General features: G+C 73.0%; 16 protein-coding genes. 9 read left to right on the top strand and 7 right to left on the bottom strand.

Features of this window, described 5'->3' with window-relative positions; genetic code table 11:
• The first annotated feature begins 33 nt into the window (after window positions 1–33).
• The 4 genes from SM452_RS02220 to tsaE all read left to right on the top strand — a co-directional run bounded on the left by SM452_RS02220 (window position 34) and on the right by tsaE (window position 4268).
• Complete coding sequence (locus tag SM452_RS02220; RefSeq protein WP_463839215.1) at window positions 34–1503, top strand: NAD(P)H-hydrate dehydratase; 1470 nt, start codon at window positions 34–36, stop codon at window positions 1501–1503.
• 85 nt (window positions 1504–1588) lie between these two features.
• Window positions 1589–2707 carry an alanine racemase gene (alr, locus tag SM452_RS02215; protein WP_262013059.1) on the top strand — a complete coding sequence of 373 codons (1119 nt, stop codon included), beginning with the start codon at window positions 1589–1591 and terminating at the stop codon, window positions 2705–2707.
• Window positions 2704–3789 carry an alpha/beta fold hydrolase gene (locus tag SM452_RS02210; protein ID WP_355506237.1) on the top strand — a complete coding sequence of 362 codons (1086 nt, stop codon included), beginning with the start codon at window positions 2704–2706 and terminating at the stop codon, window positions 3787–3789. Before alr ends, SM452_RS02210 begins: the two co-directional genes overlap by 4 nt.
• Window positions 3786–4268: a tRNA (adenosine(37)-N6)-threonylcarbamoyltransferase complex ATPase subunit type 1 TsaE gene (gene tsaE / locus SM452_RS02205; RefSeq protein ID WP_194801390.1), complete on the top strand. Its 483-nt coding sequence runs from the start codon at window positions 3786–3788 to the stop codon at window positions 4266–4268. The genes SM452_RS02210 and tsaE overlap by 4 nt, the downstream gene beginning before the upstream one ends.
• Here tsaE and SM452_RS02200 read toward each other — a convergent pair.
• Window positions 4265–5647 carry a lipase family protein gene (locus SM452_RS02200; protein WP_355506240.1) on the bottom strand — a complete coding sequence of 461 codons (1383 nt, stop codon included), beginning with the start codon at window positions 5645–5647 and terminating at the stop codon, window positions 4265–4267. The genes tsaE and SM452_RS02200 overlap by 4 nt on opposite strands.
• 181 nt (window positions 5648–5828) lie before the next feature.
• On the opposite strand from SM452_RS02200, the gene ung reads away from it, so the two are divergent.
• The gene (ung, locus tag SM452_RS02195; protein WP_262013056.1) at window positions 5829–6527 is read left to right on the top strand and encodes a uracil-DNA glycosylase; all 699 of its coding nucleotides are present in this window, start codon (window positions 5829–5831) and stop codon (window positions 6525–6527) included.
• Here ung and SM452_RS02190 read toward each other — a convergent pair.
• Window positions 6516–7241, bottom strand: a complete 726-nt coding sequence (locus SM452_RS02190) for a helix-turn-helix transcriptional regulator (protein ID WP_355506243.1) — start codon at window positions 7239–7241, stop codon at window positions 6516–6518. The genes ung and SM452_RS02190 overlap by 12 nt on opposite strands.
• A gap of 171 nt (window positions 7242–7412) precedes the next feature.
• Here SM452_RS02190 and tsaB point away from each other — a divergent pair, with 171 nt between their 5' ends.
• Genes tsaB through SM452_RS02170 form a run of 4 tightly spaced genes read left to right on the top strand, consistent with a single transcriptional unit; the run spans window position 7413 to window position 9854 of the window.
• Window positions 7413–8090, top strand: a complete 678-nt coding sequence (gene tsaB, locus SM452_RS02185; RefSeq protein WP_355506245.1) for a tRNA (adenosine(37)-N6)-threonylcarbamoyltransferase complex dimerization subunit type 1 TsaB — start codon at window positions 7413–7415, stop codon at window positions 8088–8090.
• Window positions 8087–8530, top strand: coding sequence for a ribosomal protein S18-alanine N-acetyltransferase (gene rimI / locus SM452_RS02180; protein WP_355506247.1), 444 nt, complete (start codon window positions 8087–8089; stop codon window positions 8528–8530). Before tsaB ends, rimI begins: the two co-directional genes overlap by 4 nt.
• A 5-nt stretch (window positions 8531–8535) precedes the next feature.
• A complete protein-coding gene (tsaD, locus tag SM452_RS02175) occupies window positions 8536–9582 on the top strand; it encodes a tRNA (adenosine(37)-N6)-threonylcarbamoyltransferase complex transferase subunit TsaD (RefSeq protein WP_355506249.1) in 1047 nt (348 codons plus the stop codon).
• Between the two features lie 17 nt (window positions 9583–9599).
• Entirely contained in the window at window positions 9600–9854 is a 255-nt protein-coding gene (locus SM452_RS02170) for a hypothetical protein (protein ID WP_091426737.1), read from the top strand.
• A gap of 13 nt (window positions 9855–9867) precedes the next feature.
• Here the strand turns inward: SM452_RS02170 and SM452_RS02165 are convergent, their stop codons facing one another.
• From SM452_RS02165 to SM452_RS02145, 5 genes are all read right to left on the bottom strand, one after another.
• Window positions 9868–10605 (bottom strand): DUF4142 domain-containing protein, encoded by a 738-nt coding sequence (locus SM452_RS02165; RefSeq protein WP_194801382.1) that lies wholly within the window; start codon window positions 10603–10605, stop codon window positions 9868–9870.
• Window positions 10606–10703: 98 nt separating this feature from the next.
• The gene (locus SM452_RS02160; RefSeq protein WP_030501547.1) at window positions 10704–11879 is read right to left on the bottom strand and encodes an ROK family protein; all 1176 of its coding nucleotides are present in this window, start codon (window positions 11877–11879) and stop codon (window positions 10704–10706) included.
• 31 nt (window positions 11880–11910) lie between these two features.
• Window positions 11911–13170: a sugar ABC transporter permease gene (locus tag SM452_RS02155; RefSeq protein ID WP_355506251.1), complete on the bottom strand. Its 1260-nt coding sequence runs from the start codon at window positions 13168–13170 to the stop codon at window positions 11911–11913.
• A complete protein-coding gene (locus SM452_RS02150) occupies window positions 13167–13979 on the bottom strand; it encodes an ATP-binding cassette domain-containing protein (RefSeq protein ID WP_120573138.1) in 813 nt (270 codons plus the stop codon). Before SM452_RS02150 ends, SM452_RS02155 begins: the two co-directional genes overlap by 4 nt.
• A 101-nt stretch (window positions 13980–14080) precedes the next feature.
• Window positions 14081–15187: a sugar ABC transporter substrate-binding protein gene (locus SM452_RS02145; RefSeq protein WP_355506254.1), complete on the bottom strand. Its 1107-nt coding sequence runs from the start codon at window positions 15185–15187 to the stop codon at window positions 14081–14083.
• Window positions 15188–15232 lie beyond the last annotated feature (45 nt).

The raw sequence follows: 15232 nt of genomic DNA, 5'->3' as shown, positions 1-15232 counted from the left end.
GCTGAGCCGGCGCGACGAGCGGGGCGGGGTGGCATGAGACAGGTGTGGCGGGTCGCGGACGTTCGCGCGGCGGAGGCGGGCCTGATGGCCACCCTCCCGCCCGGTGCGCTCATGCAGCGGGCCGCGGCCGGGCTGGCCCGCCGCTGCGCGTTGCTGCTCGCCGACCGGGGCGGCGTCTACGGCGCCCGGGTGCTCGTGCTCGCCGGGTCCGGCGACAACGGCGGCGACGCCCTCTTCGCGGGCGCGCACCTGGCCCGCCGGGGCGCGGCGGTGACCGCGCTGCTCCTCACGCCGGGCCGGGCGCACGCCGAGGGCCTGGCCGCGCTGCGCGCCGCCGGCGGGCGCGTGGCCGACCGGCCGCCCGCAGTGGTCGACCTGGTGCTCGACGGCATCGTGGGCATCGGCGGCACCGGAGGGCTCCGCGAGACGGCCGAGCAACTGGCCGCGAGCCTGACCGGGCAACGCGGGCGCGACGGCACGCCCGCCACTGTGGTCGCGGTCGACGTGCCGAGCGGCGTCGCTGTCGACACCGGCCACGTCCCGCTCACCGACGCCGGGCGGCCCCGGGCGGTCCGCGCCGACGTGACCGTGGCCTTCGGCGCGCTCAAGCCCGCACTGGTCGTCGGCCCGGCCGCCGAGCTGGCCGGCGAGGTCGAGCTGGTCGACATCGGGCTGACGCCGTGGCTGCGCGGCACCCCGTCGCTCCAGGTGATCGAGCAGGCGGACGTCGTCGAGTGGTGGCCGGCGCTGGGCGCGTCGTCGGAGAAGTACACCAGGGGTGTGGTCGGCGTGGCCACCGGATCGGCCACCTACCCCGGCGCCGCGGTGCTCTCTGTCGCCGGGGCGCTCGCCGGCCCCACCGGCCTCGTCCGCTACGCCGGGAGCGCCAAGGGCGAGGTGCTGCACCAGCACCCGTCGGTGATCGCCACCGGCCGGGTCGCCGACGCGGGCCGGGTGCAGGCGTGGGTCTGCGGCTCCGGGCTCGGCACCGGCGAGGACTCCGCCGCCGAGCTGCGCGCGGTGCTGGCCGCGCCGGTGCCGGTGGTGCTCGACGCGGACGCGCTGACGCTGCTCGTCGACGGCAAGCTGGCCGATCGGCTGCGCGGCCGGGACGCGCCGATCGTGGTGACGCCGCACGACCGGGAGTACGCCCGGCTCTGTGGCGAGATGCCGGGGGAGGACCGGGTCGCCGCCGCGCTGCGGCTGGCCGCCTGGATGAACGCGGTGGTGCTGCTCAAGGGCGACCGCACGATCATCGGCACGCCGGACGGCCGCGCGTACGTGAACCCGACCGGCACCCCGGTGCTCGCCACCGGCGGCACCGGCGACGTGCTGGCCGGGCTGCTGGGCTCGCTGCTCGCCGCCGGGCTCGCGCCGGAGCGGGCGGCGGCCGCGGCGGCGTACCTGCACGGGTTGGCCGGCCGGGAGGCGGCGCGCGGCGGTCCGGTGACCGCGCCCGACGTGGCGGCGGCGTTGCGTCCGGTACTGGCCCGGCTGGGCTGATCCGGGCGGCGACGTCCGGGTGGCGACGGGCACCGCCCGGACGGCTCACGGCGCTGATGATCACTGACGGAAGTAGGCTGAGGACATGTGGCAGTCGGAGGTGCGCGTCGACCTGGACGCGATCCGGGAGAACGTGACCCGGCTCAAGGCCGGCACCAGCGCCGAGCTGATGGCGGTGGTCAAGGGCGACGGCTACGGCCACGGCATGGTGCCCGCCGCCCGGGCGGCGCTCGACGCGGGGGCGGACCAGCTAGGCGTCTGCACGCTGGACGAGGCGTTGCGGCTGCGTGAGGCGGGCATCACCGCGCCGGTGCTGGCCTGGCTGCTCGACCCCGGCCTGCCGCTGCACGACGGGATCACCGTCGGCGTCGACCTCGGCTGCGCCAGCCTCCCCCAGCTCGACGAGATGATCGAGGCGAGCCGCCGGGCGGACCGCGCGGCCCGGCTGCACCTCAAGATCGACACCGGGCTGGCCCGGGGCGGCGCCACCGTCGCCGACTGGCCGACGCTGCTGGAGGCCGCCGCGAAGGCCCAGGCCGACGGCCTGGTCGAGGTGGTCGGCGTGTGGAGCCACTTCGTGTACGCCGACTCGCCCGGCCACCCCACCACCGACCGCCAGCTCGCCGTGTTCCACGAAGGGCTGGAGATGGTGGCGCGCGCCGGGCTGCGTCCGCGCTACCGGCACCTGGCCAACTCGGCCGCTACGCTGACCCGGCCGGACACCCACTTCGACCTGGTCCGGCCCGGCATCGCCGTCTACGGGCTGTCGCCGGTCGCGGGTGAGCAGTTCGGCCTGCGTCCCGCCATGACCGCCCGCGCCCGGGTGATGCTCACCAAGCGCGTCGCGGCCGGCACCGGCGTCTCGTACGGGCACACCTACCTGACCGGGCAGGAGGCCAACCTCGCGGTGGTGCCGCTCGGCTACGCCGACGGGGTGCCCCGGCACGCCTCCAACACCGGCCCGGTGCACCTCGCCGGCAAGCGCCGGACCATCTCCGGGCGCGTCTGCATGGACCAGTTCGTGGTCGACTGCGGCGACGACGAGGTGGCCGCCGGCGACGTGGTGACGTTGTTCGGCAGTGGCGCGGACGGCGAGCCCACCGCCGACGACTGGGCCGAGGCGGTCGGCACCATCAACTACGAGATCGTGACCCGCTTCGGCGGCGTGCGCGTGCCCCGCGTCTACGACGGTGAGCGCGCATGAGTGTCCGGTTGCCGCGTCCGCGTACCGCCGCCGGCAAGGTCGCCGGGCTGGTCGGCGCCGCCGTCGGTGTGGCTGCCGCCGGGCTCGCGGCGGGCGTGGTGAGCGAGCGGGTCCTGGTCCGCCGGCTCAAGAACGACCCCACCGACAGGTACGCCGACGAGATCTTCGGCGAGCAGCGCTACGACGAGGCGTACCGGCTGGAGATGCCGGACGGCACCGACATCCACGTGGAGGTGGTCGAGCCGACCCGTCCGGTCGCCGGGCACCCGACAGTGGTGCTGGTGCACGGGTTCTGCCTGGACATGGGCACGTTCCACTTCCAGCGCAAGCGGCTCGCCGAGCGCGGCGACTACCGGGTGGTCGCGTACGACCAGCCGGGGCACGGCCGCTCCGGCCGGCTGGAGAGCGGCGAGTACGACCTGACCGCGCTGGGCCACACGCTGCGCCGGGTGCTCGACGAGGTGGCCCCGGAGGGTCCGCTGGTGCTGGTCGGGCACTCGATGGGCGGCATGACGATCATGGCGCTGGCCGAGCTGCACCCGGAGATGTTCGGTGACCGGGTGGTCGGCACCGTGCTGATGGCGACCTCGGGCGGCCTGGCGGCGGAGACCAAGCTGGTGGCGCCCGCGCTGCTCGGCCGCGTCGGCTCGCCGGTGCTCTACATGATGAGCAACGCCACCCGGTACGGCGGCACCGTGATCGACCGGGCGCGCCGGTCGACCTCGAACGTGGCCTGGCTGCTCACCCGCAAGTACGGCTTCGGCACGTCGAAGCCGAGCCCGGCCCTGGTGTCGTACGTCGAGATGATGAACTCGCGCACCTCGGCCGACACGGTCACCCGCTACCTGCGCACGATCGCCACCCACTCCCGGTTCCCGGCGCTGGCGGCGCTGGCCGGCACGCCGGTGCTGGTGATCGTGGGGGACAAGGACATGATCACGCCGGTGACGCACTCCGAGGAGATCGTCCGGCGGCTGCCGCACGCCGAGTTCGTGAAGATCGACGACAGCGGGCACGTGGTGATGCTGGAGCACGCCGACGAGGTGAACGCGGCGCTGGAGAGGTTCCTGGATTCGCTATGACGGTGATCGTGGAGCTGAAGACGGTCGACGACACCCACGAGTTCGGGCGGCGGCTTGCAGGTGTGCTGCGCGCCGGTGACCTGCTGCTGCTCAGCGGCCCGCTCGGGGCCGGCAAGACCGCGCTGACCCAGGGCATCGGCGCCGGTCTCGGCGTACGCGGGGACATCACCTCGCCCACCTTCGTCATCGCCCGGGTGCACCGGCCCGACCCGGCGCGGGGTGGCCGGGTGACGCTCGTGCACGCCGACGCGTACCGCCTGGGTGAGGCCGCCGACCCGCGCGCGGAGATCGACGACCTCGACCTGGACGCCTCGGTGGACGAGGCGGTCACCGTGGTGGAGTGGGGCGAGGGGATGGTCGAGCAGCTGGTCGACGCGCACCTGCGGGTACGCATCGACCGCCGCGACGACGACACCCGGGCGGTCACGCTGGAGCCGGTCGGCGGCGACTGGGCCGCCCGGGTCGCCGAACTGTCCTAGGGCTGAAGGGGCATCGTCCAGCAGTTGGAGTAGGCGGTGCGCCCCGCGAGCCGGTCGGTCAGCCAGGCCACCGCGTCGCCCTGATCGGTGATGAGCGGCGCCAGGTGGTTGGTGAGGAGCTTGTCGCCGAGGTTGGGCAGGCTGACGGCCTGGTAGGTCACGTTGGCGCCCTTGCGGCACCAGTCGACCGCCAGTTGGCGGGCCTGCCGGTGGGGCACGATGTCGTCCTGGACGCCTGTTGCCACGCGTACCGGGCCGGCGGGCTTGAGCGTGCCGATGCGCTGCCGGTCGAGGACGGCCTGGGCCTCGGGCGCGGCGGCGATGACGGCGGTGAGGGACCGTCCGCCGGTGATCCACCTGCTGCTCTTGGTGAACGCGTACCGGAGGATGGCGTCACCGACGCACATGGTCGAGGTGTCGGCGAGCGCCGCCCGGCCGGCGTCGTTGATGTTCGCCTCGATGACGTCCCGCACCGCCGGGTCGGACTGGGCGAAGCCGTTGAGCGACCAGCCCAGCGCCCCGGCCAGCGCGCTGCCGTCGATGCCGCCGATGACGGCGGTCAGGTCGGCCGGCGGCGCGCCGACGTAGGTTCCTGCGAGCGGCACGTCCGGCGCGTAGGTGGGCTGGAGTTCGGCGGCGGCGGCGCTGGCGCCGCCACCCTGGCTGTAGCCGTACAGGCCGACCCGGGACTGTGCGGTCACCGATGCTCCCGGCACCGTGCGGGCGGCGCGGGCCGCGTCGAGCAGGGCGCGTCCCTCGTCGAGGCGGTTGACGTACGTGTGCAGCCGGTCGGTCGCGCCCAGCCCGACGTAGTCGGTGACGACCACCGCGGCGCCGGTGGCGAGCAGGCGGTAGATCGCCAGGGCCTCGTAGCCGACGGACAGGGTGTCGCCGGTGAGGGTGAGCGGGTGTTGCAGTGCGAACGAGGGCGCGCACTGGTCGCCCTGCCCCATGGTGCCGGAGGCGACGGCGACCAGCGGGCGCGGTCCGGTGCCCCGCCACGCCGCCGACGGTTCGATGTAGGCGCCGGTCACGCCGACGGCCCGGCCGTTGGAGTCGGTGGACCTGTACATCAGGCGGGTGGCGGTGCCGGGCATCGGGCGGCCGTCGAGCCCGGGGATGCTCAGGCCGAGCGGCAGCGGCTCGGTACGGATCAGCGTGCCGTTGGTGGCGGGCAGGTCGGCGGGCCGGTGGTAGAAGGCGGGGATCGTCACGCCGCGGGAGACCACCGGCGTGGTGCCGTCGGCGGCTGCGGCTGCGCCGGATCCGGCCAGGTAGGTGGCTGCCGCCACGGCGACGGCCAGCATCCGGAGGCCGACCGCGCGGCGGGGGGAGGGGGCGGCGGAGGGCGTGCGGGGACGGGTGTTTTTCCTGCTCACGGGCACTCCTAGCGAGCATCGATGGTGGTGGATGCAAGCTAGCAGTGACGGTGTGGCGTAAGTAACTTGCCAGTAGGTTACGCTCCGGTAACTTTTCTCGTCCAGTACCCGGCCCCGCCGCCGACCGGGAGTGTCGGTCGCGGCTGGTAAGAAGGTGGCGACCGACGAGGAGAGGTTGCCGATGCCCGACGCCCCCACCCTGGACCTGCCGGCGCTGCTGCCGGAGGCCTGGCGTGCCGTGCTCACCCCCCACCTGGACCCGGACCGCACCGCGGCGCTGGCCGAGTTCGTCACCCGGGAGTACGCGACCGCCACTGTCTTCCCGCCGCTGGAGGACCTCTTCTCCGCCTACCGGCTGTGCGGGCCGGCCGACACCCGGGTGCTGATCCTCGGGCAGGACCCGTACCACAAGGCGGGCCAGGCGCACGGGCTGAGCTTCAGCGTGCGCGAGGGGGTGGCGGTGCCGCCGTCGCTGCGCAACGTCTTCAAGGAGCTGGGCGAGGACCTGGGCGTGCCGAAGCCGCGCAGCGGCAACCTCGACGGCTGGGCCGCGCAGGGTGTCCTGCTGCTCAACTCGGTGCTGACGGTCCGGCAGGCCACGCCCGGTTCGCACGCCAACAAGGGCTGGGAGGAGTTCACCGACGCCACCATCCGGGCGCTCGACGCGCTCGACCAGCGCGTGGTCTTCCTGCTCTGGGGCGGCTACGCGCGCAAGAAGGCGGCGCTGGTGACCAACCCGCAGCACGTGGTGCTGGAGGCCGGGCACCCGAGCCCGATGAACCCGCGCGGTTTCCTCGGTAGTCGCCCGTTCAGCGCCGCGAACAAGGCGCTGGCCGACGCGGGGCTGCCCACCATCGACTGGGAACGCTCAGCCGGCTGACCCGTCCGGCGCCTCGCCCGCCGCGGCGAGGCGCCGGCGGTACCGGGACAGCAGCTCGGCCGTGCGCCGGTCGGTCACCTCCACCTCGACCAGCGGCTCGACCGGGTACGTACGTTCGCCGAGGCGGACCTCGATGGGCTCGGGCAGCTCCTCGCACATCCGGGCCCGCAGTTCGCCGTAGCGGGTGAGCCAACGGTGCTCGCCCGGCTCCTCGGGCTCCGTGTGGATGCCGCCCCACTCCTGCCATCGGGCGTTCCAGCGCTGCGCGTAGATCCGATCGAGGAGCGCGCTGAACTGCGGCGAGTCCCGCCAGCGCACCGCGATCTCGACCGCGTCCACCGGCAGCGGCGCGCCCTGCAGCAGCGCCGCCGTGCCGCCCGACAGCACGTACGGCAGGTCGCCCAGGGCCTCCATGATCCGATCCAGCCGGAGAACTTCGAGCCGCTCGGCAAGCACCGTCCCGGCCATCTCGTCCAGCGCGGCGTCCAGGTGACTGTCCAGCGGCTCGACCTCGATCCGCAGTTGCCGGCCGAGCGCGGCCAGCAGGCGTTCCGCGGTGGTCAGGCTCGGCAGCCGGTCGCCGCGTTCGATCCGGGCGATGGCCGCCTGACTGAGCCCGGACCGAGCGGCCAGCGCCTGCTGGGTGAGGCCTGCTTGTTCGCGTTCACGCCGCAGGGTGCCGGCGATCTCTCGAACGAGGCGACTCTCCGTCATCTCCGGAGAATGGCAGTCCTCTTCTAAGTCTTATGCCTCTGAGTCATATTTATGACCCAGAGGCATAAGGCACTCACCTCTTCTCTTTAGTTCGGGCGCTACGCACCGTGAGTGGGCGAGCGGTGAGGGCGTGCCGGGCACGGGCGGGGCGGACGGCTAGGCTGGCTTACCGTGCTCGTACTCGTGGTGGACTCCTCGACGCCCGCGGTGACCGCGGCCCTTGCCGAGGTCTCGGCGGACGGCGTCGCGGTCCGCGCGTCCCGGTGCACAGTCGACGCCCGCGCCCACGGCGAGCTGCTCGCGCCGCAGGTCGACGCCGTGCTGGCGGATGTCGGCGCGCGCCCAGCCGACCTGGCCGCGATCGTCGCCGGCCTCGGCCCGGGCCCGTTCACCGGGCTGCGCGTCGGGCTGGTCACCGCCGCCGCCATGGGTCAGGTGCTCGGCGTACCGACGTACGGTGTCTGCTCGCTGGACGGGCTCGGCCACCCGGCGGCCGCAGGCGAGCCGGTGCTGGCGGCGAGCGACGCGCGGCGCCGGGAGATCTACTGGGCCGTCTACGACGGCGCCGGCCAGCGCCTGGTCGGCCCGGAGGTGGCGGCCCCGGCGGTGGCCGCCGAGCGGGCGCGCGACCTGGCGGTCACCGTCGCGGTCGGCGACGGCGCGCACCGGTACGCGGACGTGCTGGGGCTGCCGGTCCGCGACGAGCCGCGCTACCCGGACCCGCTGGCGCTGGCCCGGCTCGCCGCGCCGCGGATCCGCGCGGGCGCGCCCGGCGAGACGCTGACCCCGCTCTACCTGCGCCGCCCGGACGCGGTCGCGGCCACCGGCCACAAGCCGGTCCTGCCATGAGGCTGGGCCGGTTCCGCTGGTGGCACATCGACCAGGTGCTGCCCATCGAGGCGGACCTCTTCGGCGCCGAGCAGTGGTCGGCGGCGATGTTCTGGAACGAACTCGCCAACGGGCACTTCTACCTGGTCGCCACCGACGACGACGGCGCCGTGCTCGGCTACGCCGGGCTGGCCGTGTCCCCGCCCGACGAGGCGTGGGTGCAGAACGTCGCGGTGCGCCGGGACGCCCACCGCCGGGGGATCGGCCGGCTGCTGCTGGAGGCGCTGCTCGCCGAGGCGGCCCGGCGCGGCGCCCGCAGCACGCTGCTGGAGGTCGCCGCGGACAACGCGCCCGCGCAACGGCTCTACGCCACCTACGGGTTCGAGCCGATCGGCGTACGGCGCGGCTACTACCAACCGAGCAACACCGACGCGCTGGTCATGCAGCGCAACGAGGACTGACGCGCATGGCTGACGAACCCCTGATCCTCGGCATCGAGACCTCCTGCGACGAGACCGGCGTGGGCATCGTGCGCGGGCACACGCTGCTCGCCGACGCGCTCGCCTCCAGCGTCGAGGAGCACGCCCGGTTCGGCGGTGTGGTGCCCGAGGTGGCCAGCCGCGCCCACCTGGAGGCCATCGTGCCGACCATGGACCGGGCGCTGCGCGAGGCGGGCGTCACCCTCGCCGACATCGACGCCATCGCCGTGACCTCCGGGCCGGGCCTGGCCGGCGCGCTGCTCGTCGGGGTCGCCGCCGCCAAGGGGTACGCGGTGGCGGCGGAGAAGCCGGTGTACGGCGTGAACCACCTCGCCGCGCACGTCGCTGTGGACACGCTCGAACACGGCCCGCTACCCGAGCCCGCCATCGCGCTGCTGGTCTCCGGCGGGCACTCCTCGCTGCTGCGCGTCGACGACCTCGCACGCGACGTCGTACCGCTCGGCGCCACCATCGACGACGCGGCCGGCGAGGCGTTCGACAAGGTGGCCCGGCTGCTCGGGCTGCCGTTCCCCGGCGGGCCGTACATCGACCGCGAGGCGCGCGCCGGTGACCCGGCGTCGATCGCCTTCCCGCGCGGGCTGACCGCCGCGAAGGACCTGGTCGGGCACCGGTACGACTTCTCCTTCTCCGGCCTGAAGACGGCTGTGGCCCGCTGGGTGGAGTCACGGCAGCGGGCCGGTGAGCCGGTGCCGGTCGCCGATGTGGCCGCGTCCTTCCAGGAGGCGGTCTGCGACGTGCTGGTCGGCAAGGCGATCGACGCCTGCCGCACCAGCGGCATCGACACGCTTGTCATCGGCGGCGGTGTGGCGGCCAACTCCCGGCTGCGGGCGATGGCCGAGCAGCGGGCCGGCAGGCACGGCATCCGGGTGCGTACGCCCCGGCCGAAGCTCTGCACGGACAACGGCGCGATGGTGGCCGCGCTCGGCTCCCACCTGGTGGCCGCGGGCGTCGCGCCGAGCCGGCTGGACCTGCCGGCCGACTCGGCGATGCCGCTGACAGTGGTCAGCGTGTGAGCGGGGAGGAGACCGACATGATCGTCCGGATGTGGGAGGCGAAGGCCGAGCCGTACGGCTTCGCCGACCTGATCACCTGGGTCTGCGAGACCGCGCTGCCCGAGTTCGAGCACGACCCGATGCATGTCTCCAGCGAGGTGTTCTCCTCCACCGACCACCGGCTCGTGGTCATCTCCAAGTGGCGGAACAACCCCCGGGAACTGCCCGAACCGCCGGCACGCCTGATCGCCCGCCCGCCGCACAGCTGGGACTTCACCCAGGTCGACCGCTGACGCCGCTGCTTCGCTAGGACCGGCGGGTCAGCCGCCAGGTCGCGTACCCGCCGGTGCCGAGCGCGATCAGGAACACCGCCCACACCACACCGGTGCCCACCTGGAGTCCACCGCCGCTGCCCACGTTGGCCTGGGCGGCGGCGACGAGCGAGTCGCTCTGCGCGGGCGGCAGCGCGGCCGGCGGCAACTGCTGCCAGCGCACCAGCCCGGTGCTCTCCAGCATGGTCATGTGGTCGTTGACGAACGTGTTGGCGTCCTCGGCCAGCTTGCGCACGATCGGGTCGCGGGTGCTGGCCCGGACCGCGCCGATCACCGGGAAGATCTTGCCGTGGGCGACCCGCAGCCGGGTGACGAAGATCTGGTCGAACCGGGCGCCGGTGGCGTTCTGCATCTCGGTCAGCCACCCCTTCTGCTCGGCCGTCGGATCGGTCGGCAGGGTGGCTCCGAGCTTGTTGGCCGCCTCGACCACCAGCTGGTCCAGCTCCGCGTGCTGCTTGGCGATCTCCGCGCCGACCTCGCGTACCCGGGCGGACTGGCCCTTCTCGGCCGCCATCTGCCCGGCCGGCATCTCCCACAGCCCGGCCAGCCGTACGCCGTTGAGCAGCGTCATGTCGGCGGCGTTCATCTGCACGCCGGGGTTGGGTGCGGCCTGCGCCGTCCCGGGAACGACGCCGATCCCCGCGCCCAGCGCGGCGAGCAGCAGTACCACCCGGTGCGCCAGCTTGCGGCGTGCGGATTCCAGCGATGCCATGGTTGCGGTGCCTCCTCGGTCCGGACCGGTACGCGGGGTCGTGGACGGCCGCGCAAGCCGGCCGCCCGTCCGCACACTGGTACGGATCGGCGGGCCGATCAGTTCAGCGGGTCGGCGAGGAGTCGTTCGAACGCCAGCTCCGCGGCGCCGATCAGCGCCGCGTCGTCACCGAGCTTCGGGGTACGCAGCCGCACGTGCTCCAGGCACGCGGGCAGCCCGTTGGAGTTGAGCCGGCTGCGTACCTGCGCGGCGGAGGCCAGGTAGAGGTCGCGCATGGTGCCGCCGAAGATGACCATCTCCGGGTTGAAGATGTTCACCAGATTCGCGACGCCGAAGCCGAGCCAGTCGCCGGCCTGCCGTACCGCGGTCTGGGCGCGGGCGTCACCGCGGTCGGCGGCGTCGAAGACGGCGAGCAGCGCGTCCCGGCCACGTGCCTCGGACCGGCCGGCGGCGCGCAGCAGCCCGTGCTCGCCGATCTCGGTCTCCCAGCAGCCGCGCCGGCCGCAGTCGCAGCGCACCCCGTCGCGGACCACCACCATGTGGCCGACCTCGCCGCCGTAGCCGCCGTGGCCTCTCAGCCGCCGCCCTCCGGCGATGATGCCCGCGCCCACACCGACGTCGCCGTAGATGTAGATGACGTTGTCGCAGCCGACCGCCGCGCCCCGGGCGTGTTCGGCGTACGCGGCCACGTCGGCCACGTTGCCCACCGTGATCGGTACGTCTATCCCCAGCTCGACGGCGAGCGCCGCGCCGATCGGCTCGTCCACCCAGCCGGTGGTGGGGCTGAGCCGGACCAGCCCGTCCTCCCGGCGGACCATGCCGCACACGGCCACCCCGGCGCCGACGCAGATCGCGTCCGGCGGCACCGACTGGTGCATCTCCTTGACCGCGCCCGCGAGCAGCGGGGCGGCCTCCCCGGCGACCAGGTTGCGCGGCCGGTCCATCTCCCGGCGGTCGAGCACCTCACCGCCGAGCCCGACCCGCGCGGCCCGCAGCCGGTCCACCTCGACGCTGTACGCGTACGCGTAGACCCGCCCCGACTCGGGTCGGACGACGAGTGACGGTCGTCCGGCCCGGCCGGTCTCCTTCGGCGTCCCCTCGCTGACCAGACCGGCGCCGGCCAGGTCCGCGGTCAGCGCGCCGATGGTGCTGCGGTTGAGTCCGAGCGCTGTGGTCAGCTCGGCGCGGGTGGTGGCCCCGTGCACGTGTACGTAGCGGAGCAATGCGCCCAGGTTCTGCCGACGGATCTCGTCCTGACTGGGGCCCGCGCGCATTGCCACTGCCATGGTGTTTCCGTACCCCTGCTCAGCGGTTGCCGGTGGCGGCGGCCCGCCGACGCGACAGCGCGTCGATGGTCGCCGCGGCGAGCAGCACCACACCGGTGACCACGTACTTCACGCCCGAGCTGTATCCCATCAGTCCCATACCGTTGTCGATGACCGCTACCACCGCGCCACCGAGCACGGCGTCGAGGATGCGGCCCTTGCCACCGAAGAGGCTGGTGCCGCCGATCACCGCCGCGCCGACGGCGTAGAGCAGTACGTTACTGCCACCGGTGTTGGGGTCGACCGAGTTGCCCCTGCTGGCGGCCACGATGCCACCGATGGCGGCCATCGAGGAGCAGATGACGAAGACGGAGATACGGATGCGGTCGACGTTGATGCCGGCCCGGCGGGCCGCCTCGGCGTTGCCGCCGACCGCGTAGATGTGCCGTCCGTAGCTGGTGCGCTGGAGCACGAACGTCCAGACGATCAGCAGCACCGCGATGATCGGCACCACGATCGGCACGCCCTTGAGCGAGGTGATCAGCACGTTGCGGCTGCGCTCCAGGTTGAGCACGTAGACCGCCACGCCGAGGATCACGGCCAGGCCGGCGATCCGCGCGCCGACCACCGTGAGCGGGTCGGTGAGCAGGCCACGGGCGGCCCGGTTGCGGTACCGGAGCAACTGCACCGCCGCGTACCCGGCGACGGCCACCGCGGCGAGCGCCCAGCCCAGCGCGGGGGAGAGGTTGCGGTTGGCGATCGCGACGAGCACGTCGTCGCGGATCGCGATGTTGGCGCCCTCGTCCATCAGCGTCAGCACGACACCCTGGAAGGCGAGGAACCCGGCGAGCGTGACCACGAAGGACGGGATGCCGACCTTGGCGACCAGCAGGCCCAGCACGGTGCCGATCACCACACCGGTGACGACGGCGGCGAGCACCGCCACGTACCAGGGGTAGCCGAGCACTGTCACGACGTTGGCCAGGATCGCGGCACAGACGCCGCTGGCGAAGCCGGCGGAGAGGTCGATCTCGCCGAGCAGCAGGACGAAGACCAGGCCCATGGCGATGAGCGTGACCGCCGCGCCCTGGGTGAACAGGTTCGCCAGGTTGCCGGCGGTGAAGAACGACGGGCGGGCGATCGAGAAGCCCACCGCCAGCGCCACGAGCATCACCACAGCGGGGAGCGCGCCGATGTCGCCGCCGCGTACCCGGCGCCAGTAGTTGTTCACGTGGCTGTTCAGGGTCGGTGTCGGCGCGACGCCGGCCGGGCCTTCCTTCTTCACGACGATGGCGGTCATCGGACGGCTCCTGGGGTGGTGTCGGCGGGCGCGGCGCCGTTGCCGCCCGGCTCGCCGGTGAGGCCGAGGCTGCCGGAGCGGCCGGCGGTGATCAGCTCGACCACCTGCGAGTGGGTGATGTCTGTGGTCTTCACCTGGGCGACCATCTGGCCGAGGTAGAGCGCGGCGATCCGGTCGGAGACGGCGAAGACGTCGTTCATGTTGTGCGAGATGAGCACCACGGCCAGGCCGTTGTCGGCCAGCCGGCGCACCAGTTCCAGCACCTGGGCGGTCTGCGCGACGCCGAGCGCGGCGGTCGGCTCGTCCAGGATGACCAGCCGGCTGTTCCACAGCACCGCCTTGGCGATGGCGACTGTCTGCCGCTGGCCGCCGGAGAGGCTTGCCACGTGCTGGCGCAGCGACTTCACGGTGCGCACGCTCAGCCCGGCGAGCGTCTCGGCGGCCATCTGCTCCATGGTCGGCTCGTCGAGCACGATGCCGCTGCGCTTCTCCCGGCCGAGGAACATGTTCTGGACGATGTCGAGGTTGTCGCAGAGCGCGAGGTCCTGGTAGACGACCTCGATCCCGAGCGCGGCGGCGTCCCGGGGGCTGTTGATGGTCACCGGCCGGCCGTCGAAGAGGAACTCGCCGGCGTCGGTGGGGTGGATGCCGCTGATGCACTTGACCAGGGTCGACTTGCCGGCGCCGTTGTCACCGACGAGCGCGGTCACCTCGCCGGGGTGCGCGGCGAAGGCGACGTCACGCAGCACCTGGACGGGACCGAAGCTCTTGTCGATCCCGCGTAGCTCCAGCAGGGGGGTTGCGGACACGGGGTTCTCCTTTGGGCGGAGGGAGGTCTCGGATCCCGTCCGGCGCGGGCGCCGCCCGGCACGGGAACCCGTGCCGGGCGGCGCCGCCTGAGGCGGGTGGGTCAGCTCACGCCGGCGTCGGTGCAGAGCTTCGCGAAGGCACCGGTGCAGAGCTCTTCCTTGGTGACGTAGCCGTCGGCCACCACGTCCTTGACGTTGTCCTTGTAGATGGCCTTGGGCTCCAGCAGCACGGCCGGCACGTCCCGGTTGCCCTCCGGGTCCTTGACCGTCTGGCCGGTGTCCTTCTTCTCGCCCTTGGCGAGCGCGATGGCCAGCTCGGCGGCAGCGTCCGCCTCCTTCTTGACCGCCTTGTAGACGGTCATGCACTGGTCACCGGCGAGGATGTTCTGCAGGCCCTCCTTGGTGGCGTCCTGACCGGTCACCGGGACCTTGCCGTTGAGCTTGTTCTTCTTCAGCACCGAGATGGCCGCGTTGCCGAGACCGTCGTTGGCGGCGAGCACGCCGTCGATCTTGCCGCCGGCCTTGGTCATCTGCTGCTCGAAGATCGTGGCGGCCTGCGCGTTGTCCCACGCCGGTACCGGGTCGTCGGCGACCTTGGTGTACTCCTTCGAGTCGAACTTCGGCTTGAGCACCGAGTCGTACCCGTTCTTGAACAGGGTGGCGTTGTTGTCGGTCGGCGAGCCGTTGAGGTACGCGATCGACGGGTTCTTGACGCCCTTGTCGGTCAGGCACTTGCTCAGGCCCTCGCCCTGGAGCTTGCCGACCGCCTCGTTGTCGAAGCTGACGTAGTACTGGGCGGAGCCGCCCAGGGTCAGCCGGTCGTAGTCGATGGTCGCCACGCCCTGCGACTTGGCCTTGTCGAGCACGGCCTTGCCGGTGCCGGAGTCCAGGTTGACGATCATCAGGACGTTGACGCCGTTGGTGATCATCTGGTCGGCGATGGTCTGGAACGCGGTCTTGTCGTTCTGCGCGTTCTGGATGTCGGACTCGACGCCGGCCGCGTCGAACGCCGCCTTCAGGTACTTGCGGTCCGCGCCCTCCCAGCGGGCGGAGGACTTGCTGTCCGGCAGGATCACGCCGATCTTCGGCTTCTTGGCGTTGGAGCCGCCGCCGGCCTCGTCGGAAGAACCGCCGTTGTCACCGCAGGCGGCCATGCTGCCGGTCGCGAGGAGACCGACGGCCGCGAAGGTGAGGAAGCCCTTGCGCATGTGCAGGGTCCTTTCGGAGGTGGGGGAGTGGTGATGTTTTGTTGT

Source organism: Micromonospora sp. SYSU B005, from assembly GCF_055362685.1.
Note: the sequence above shows the minus strand (reverse complement) of the source record. Positions and strands in the feature narration are given on the sequence as shown.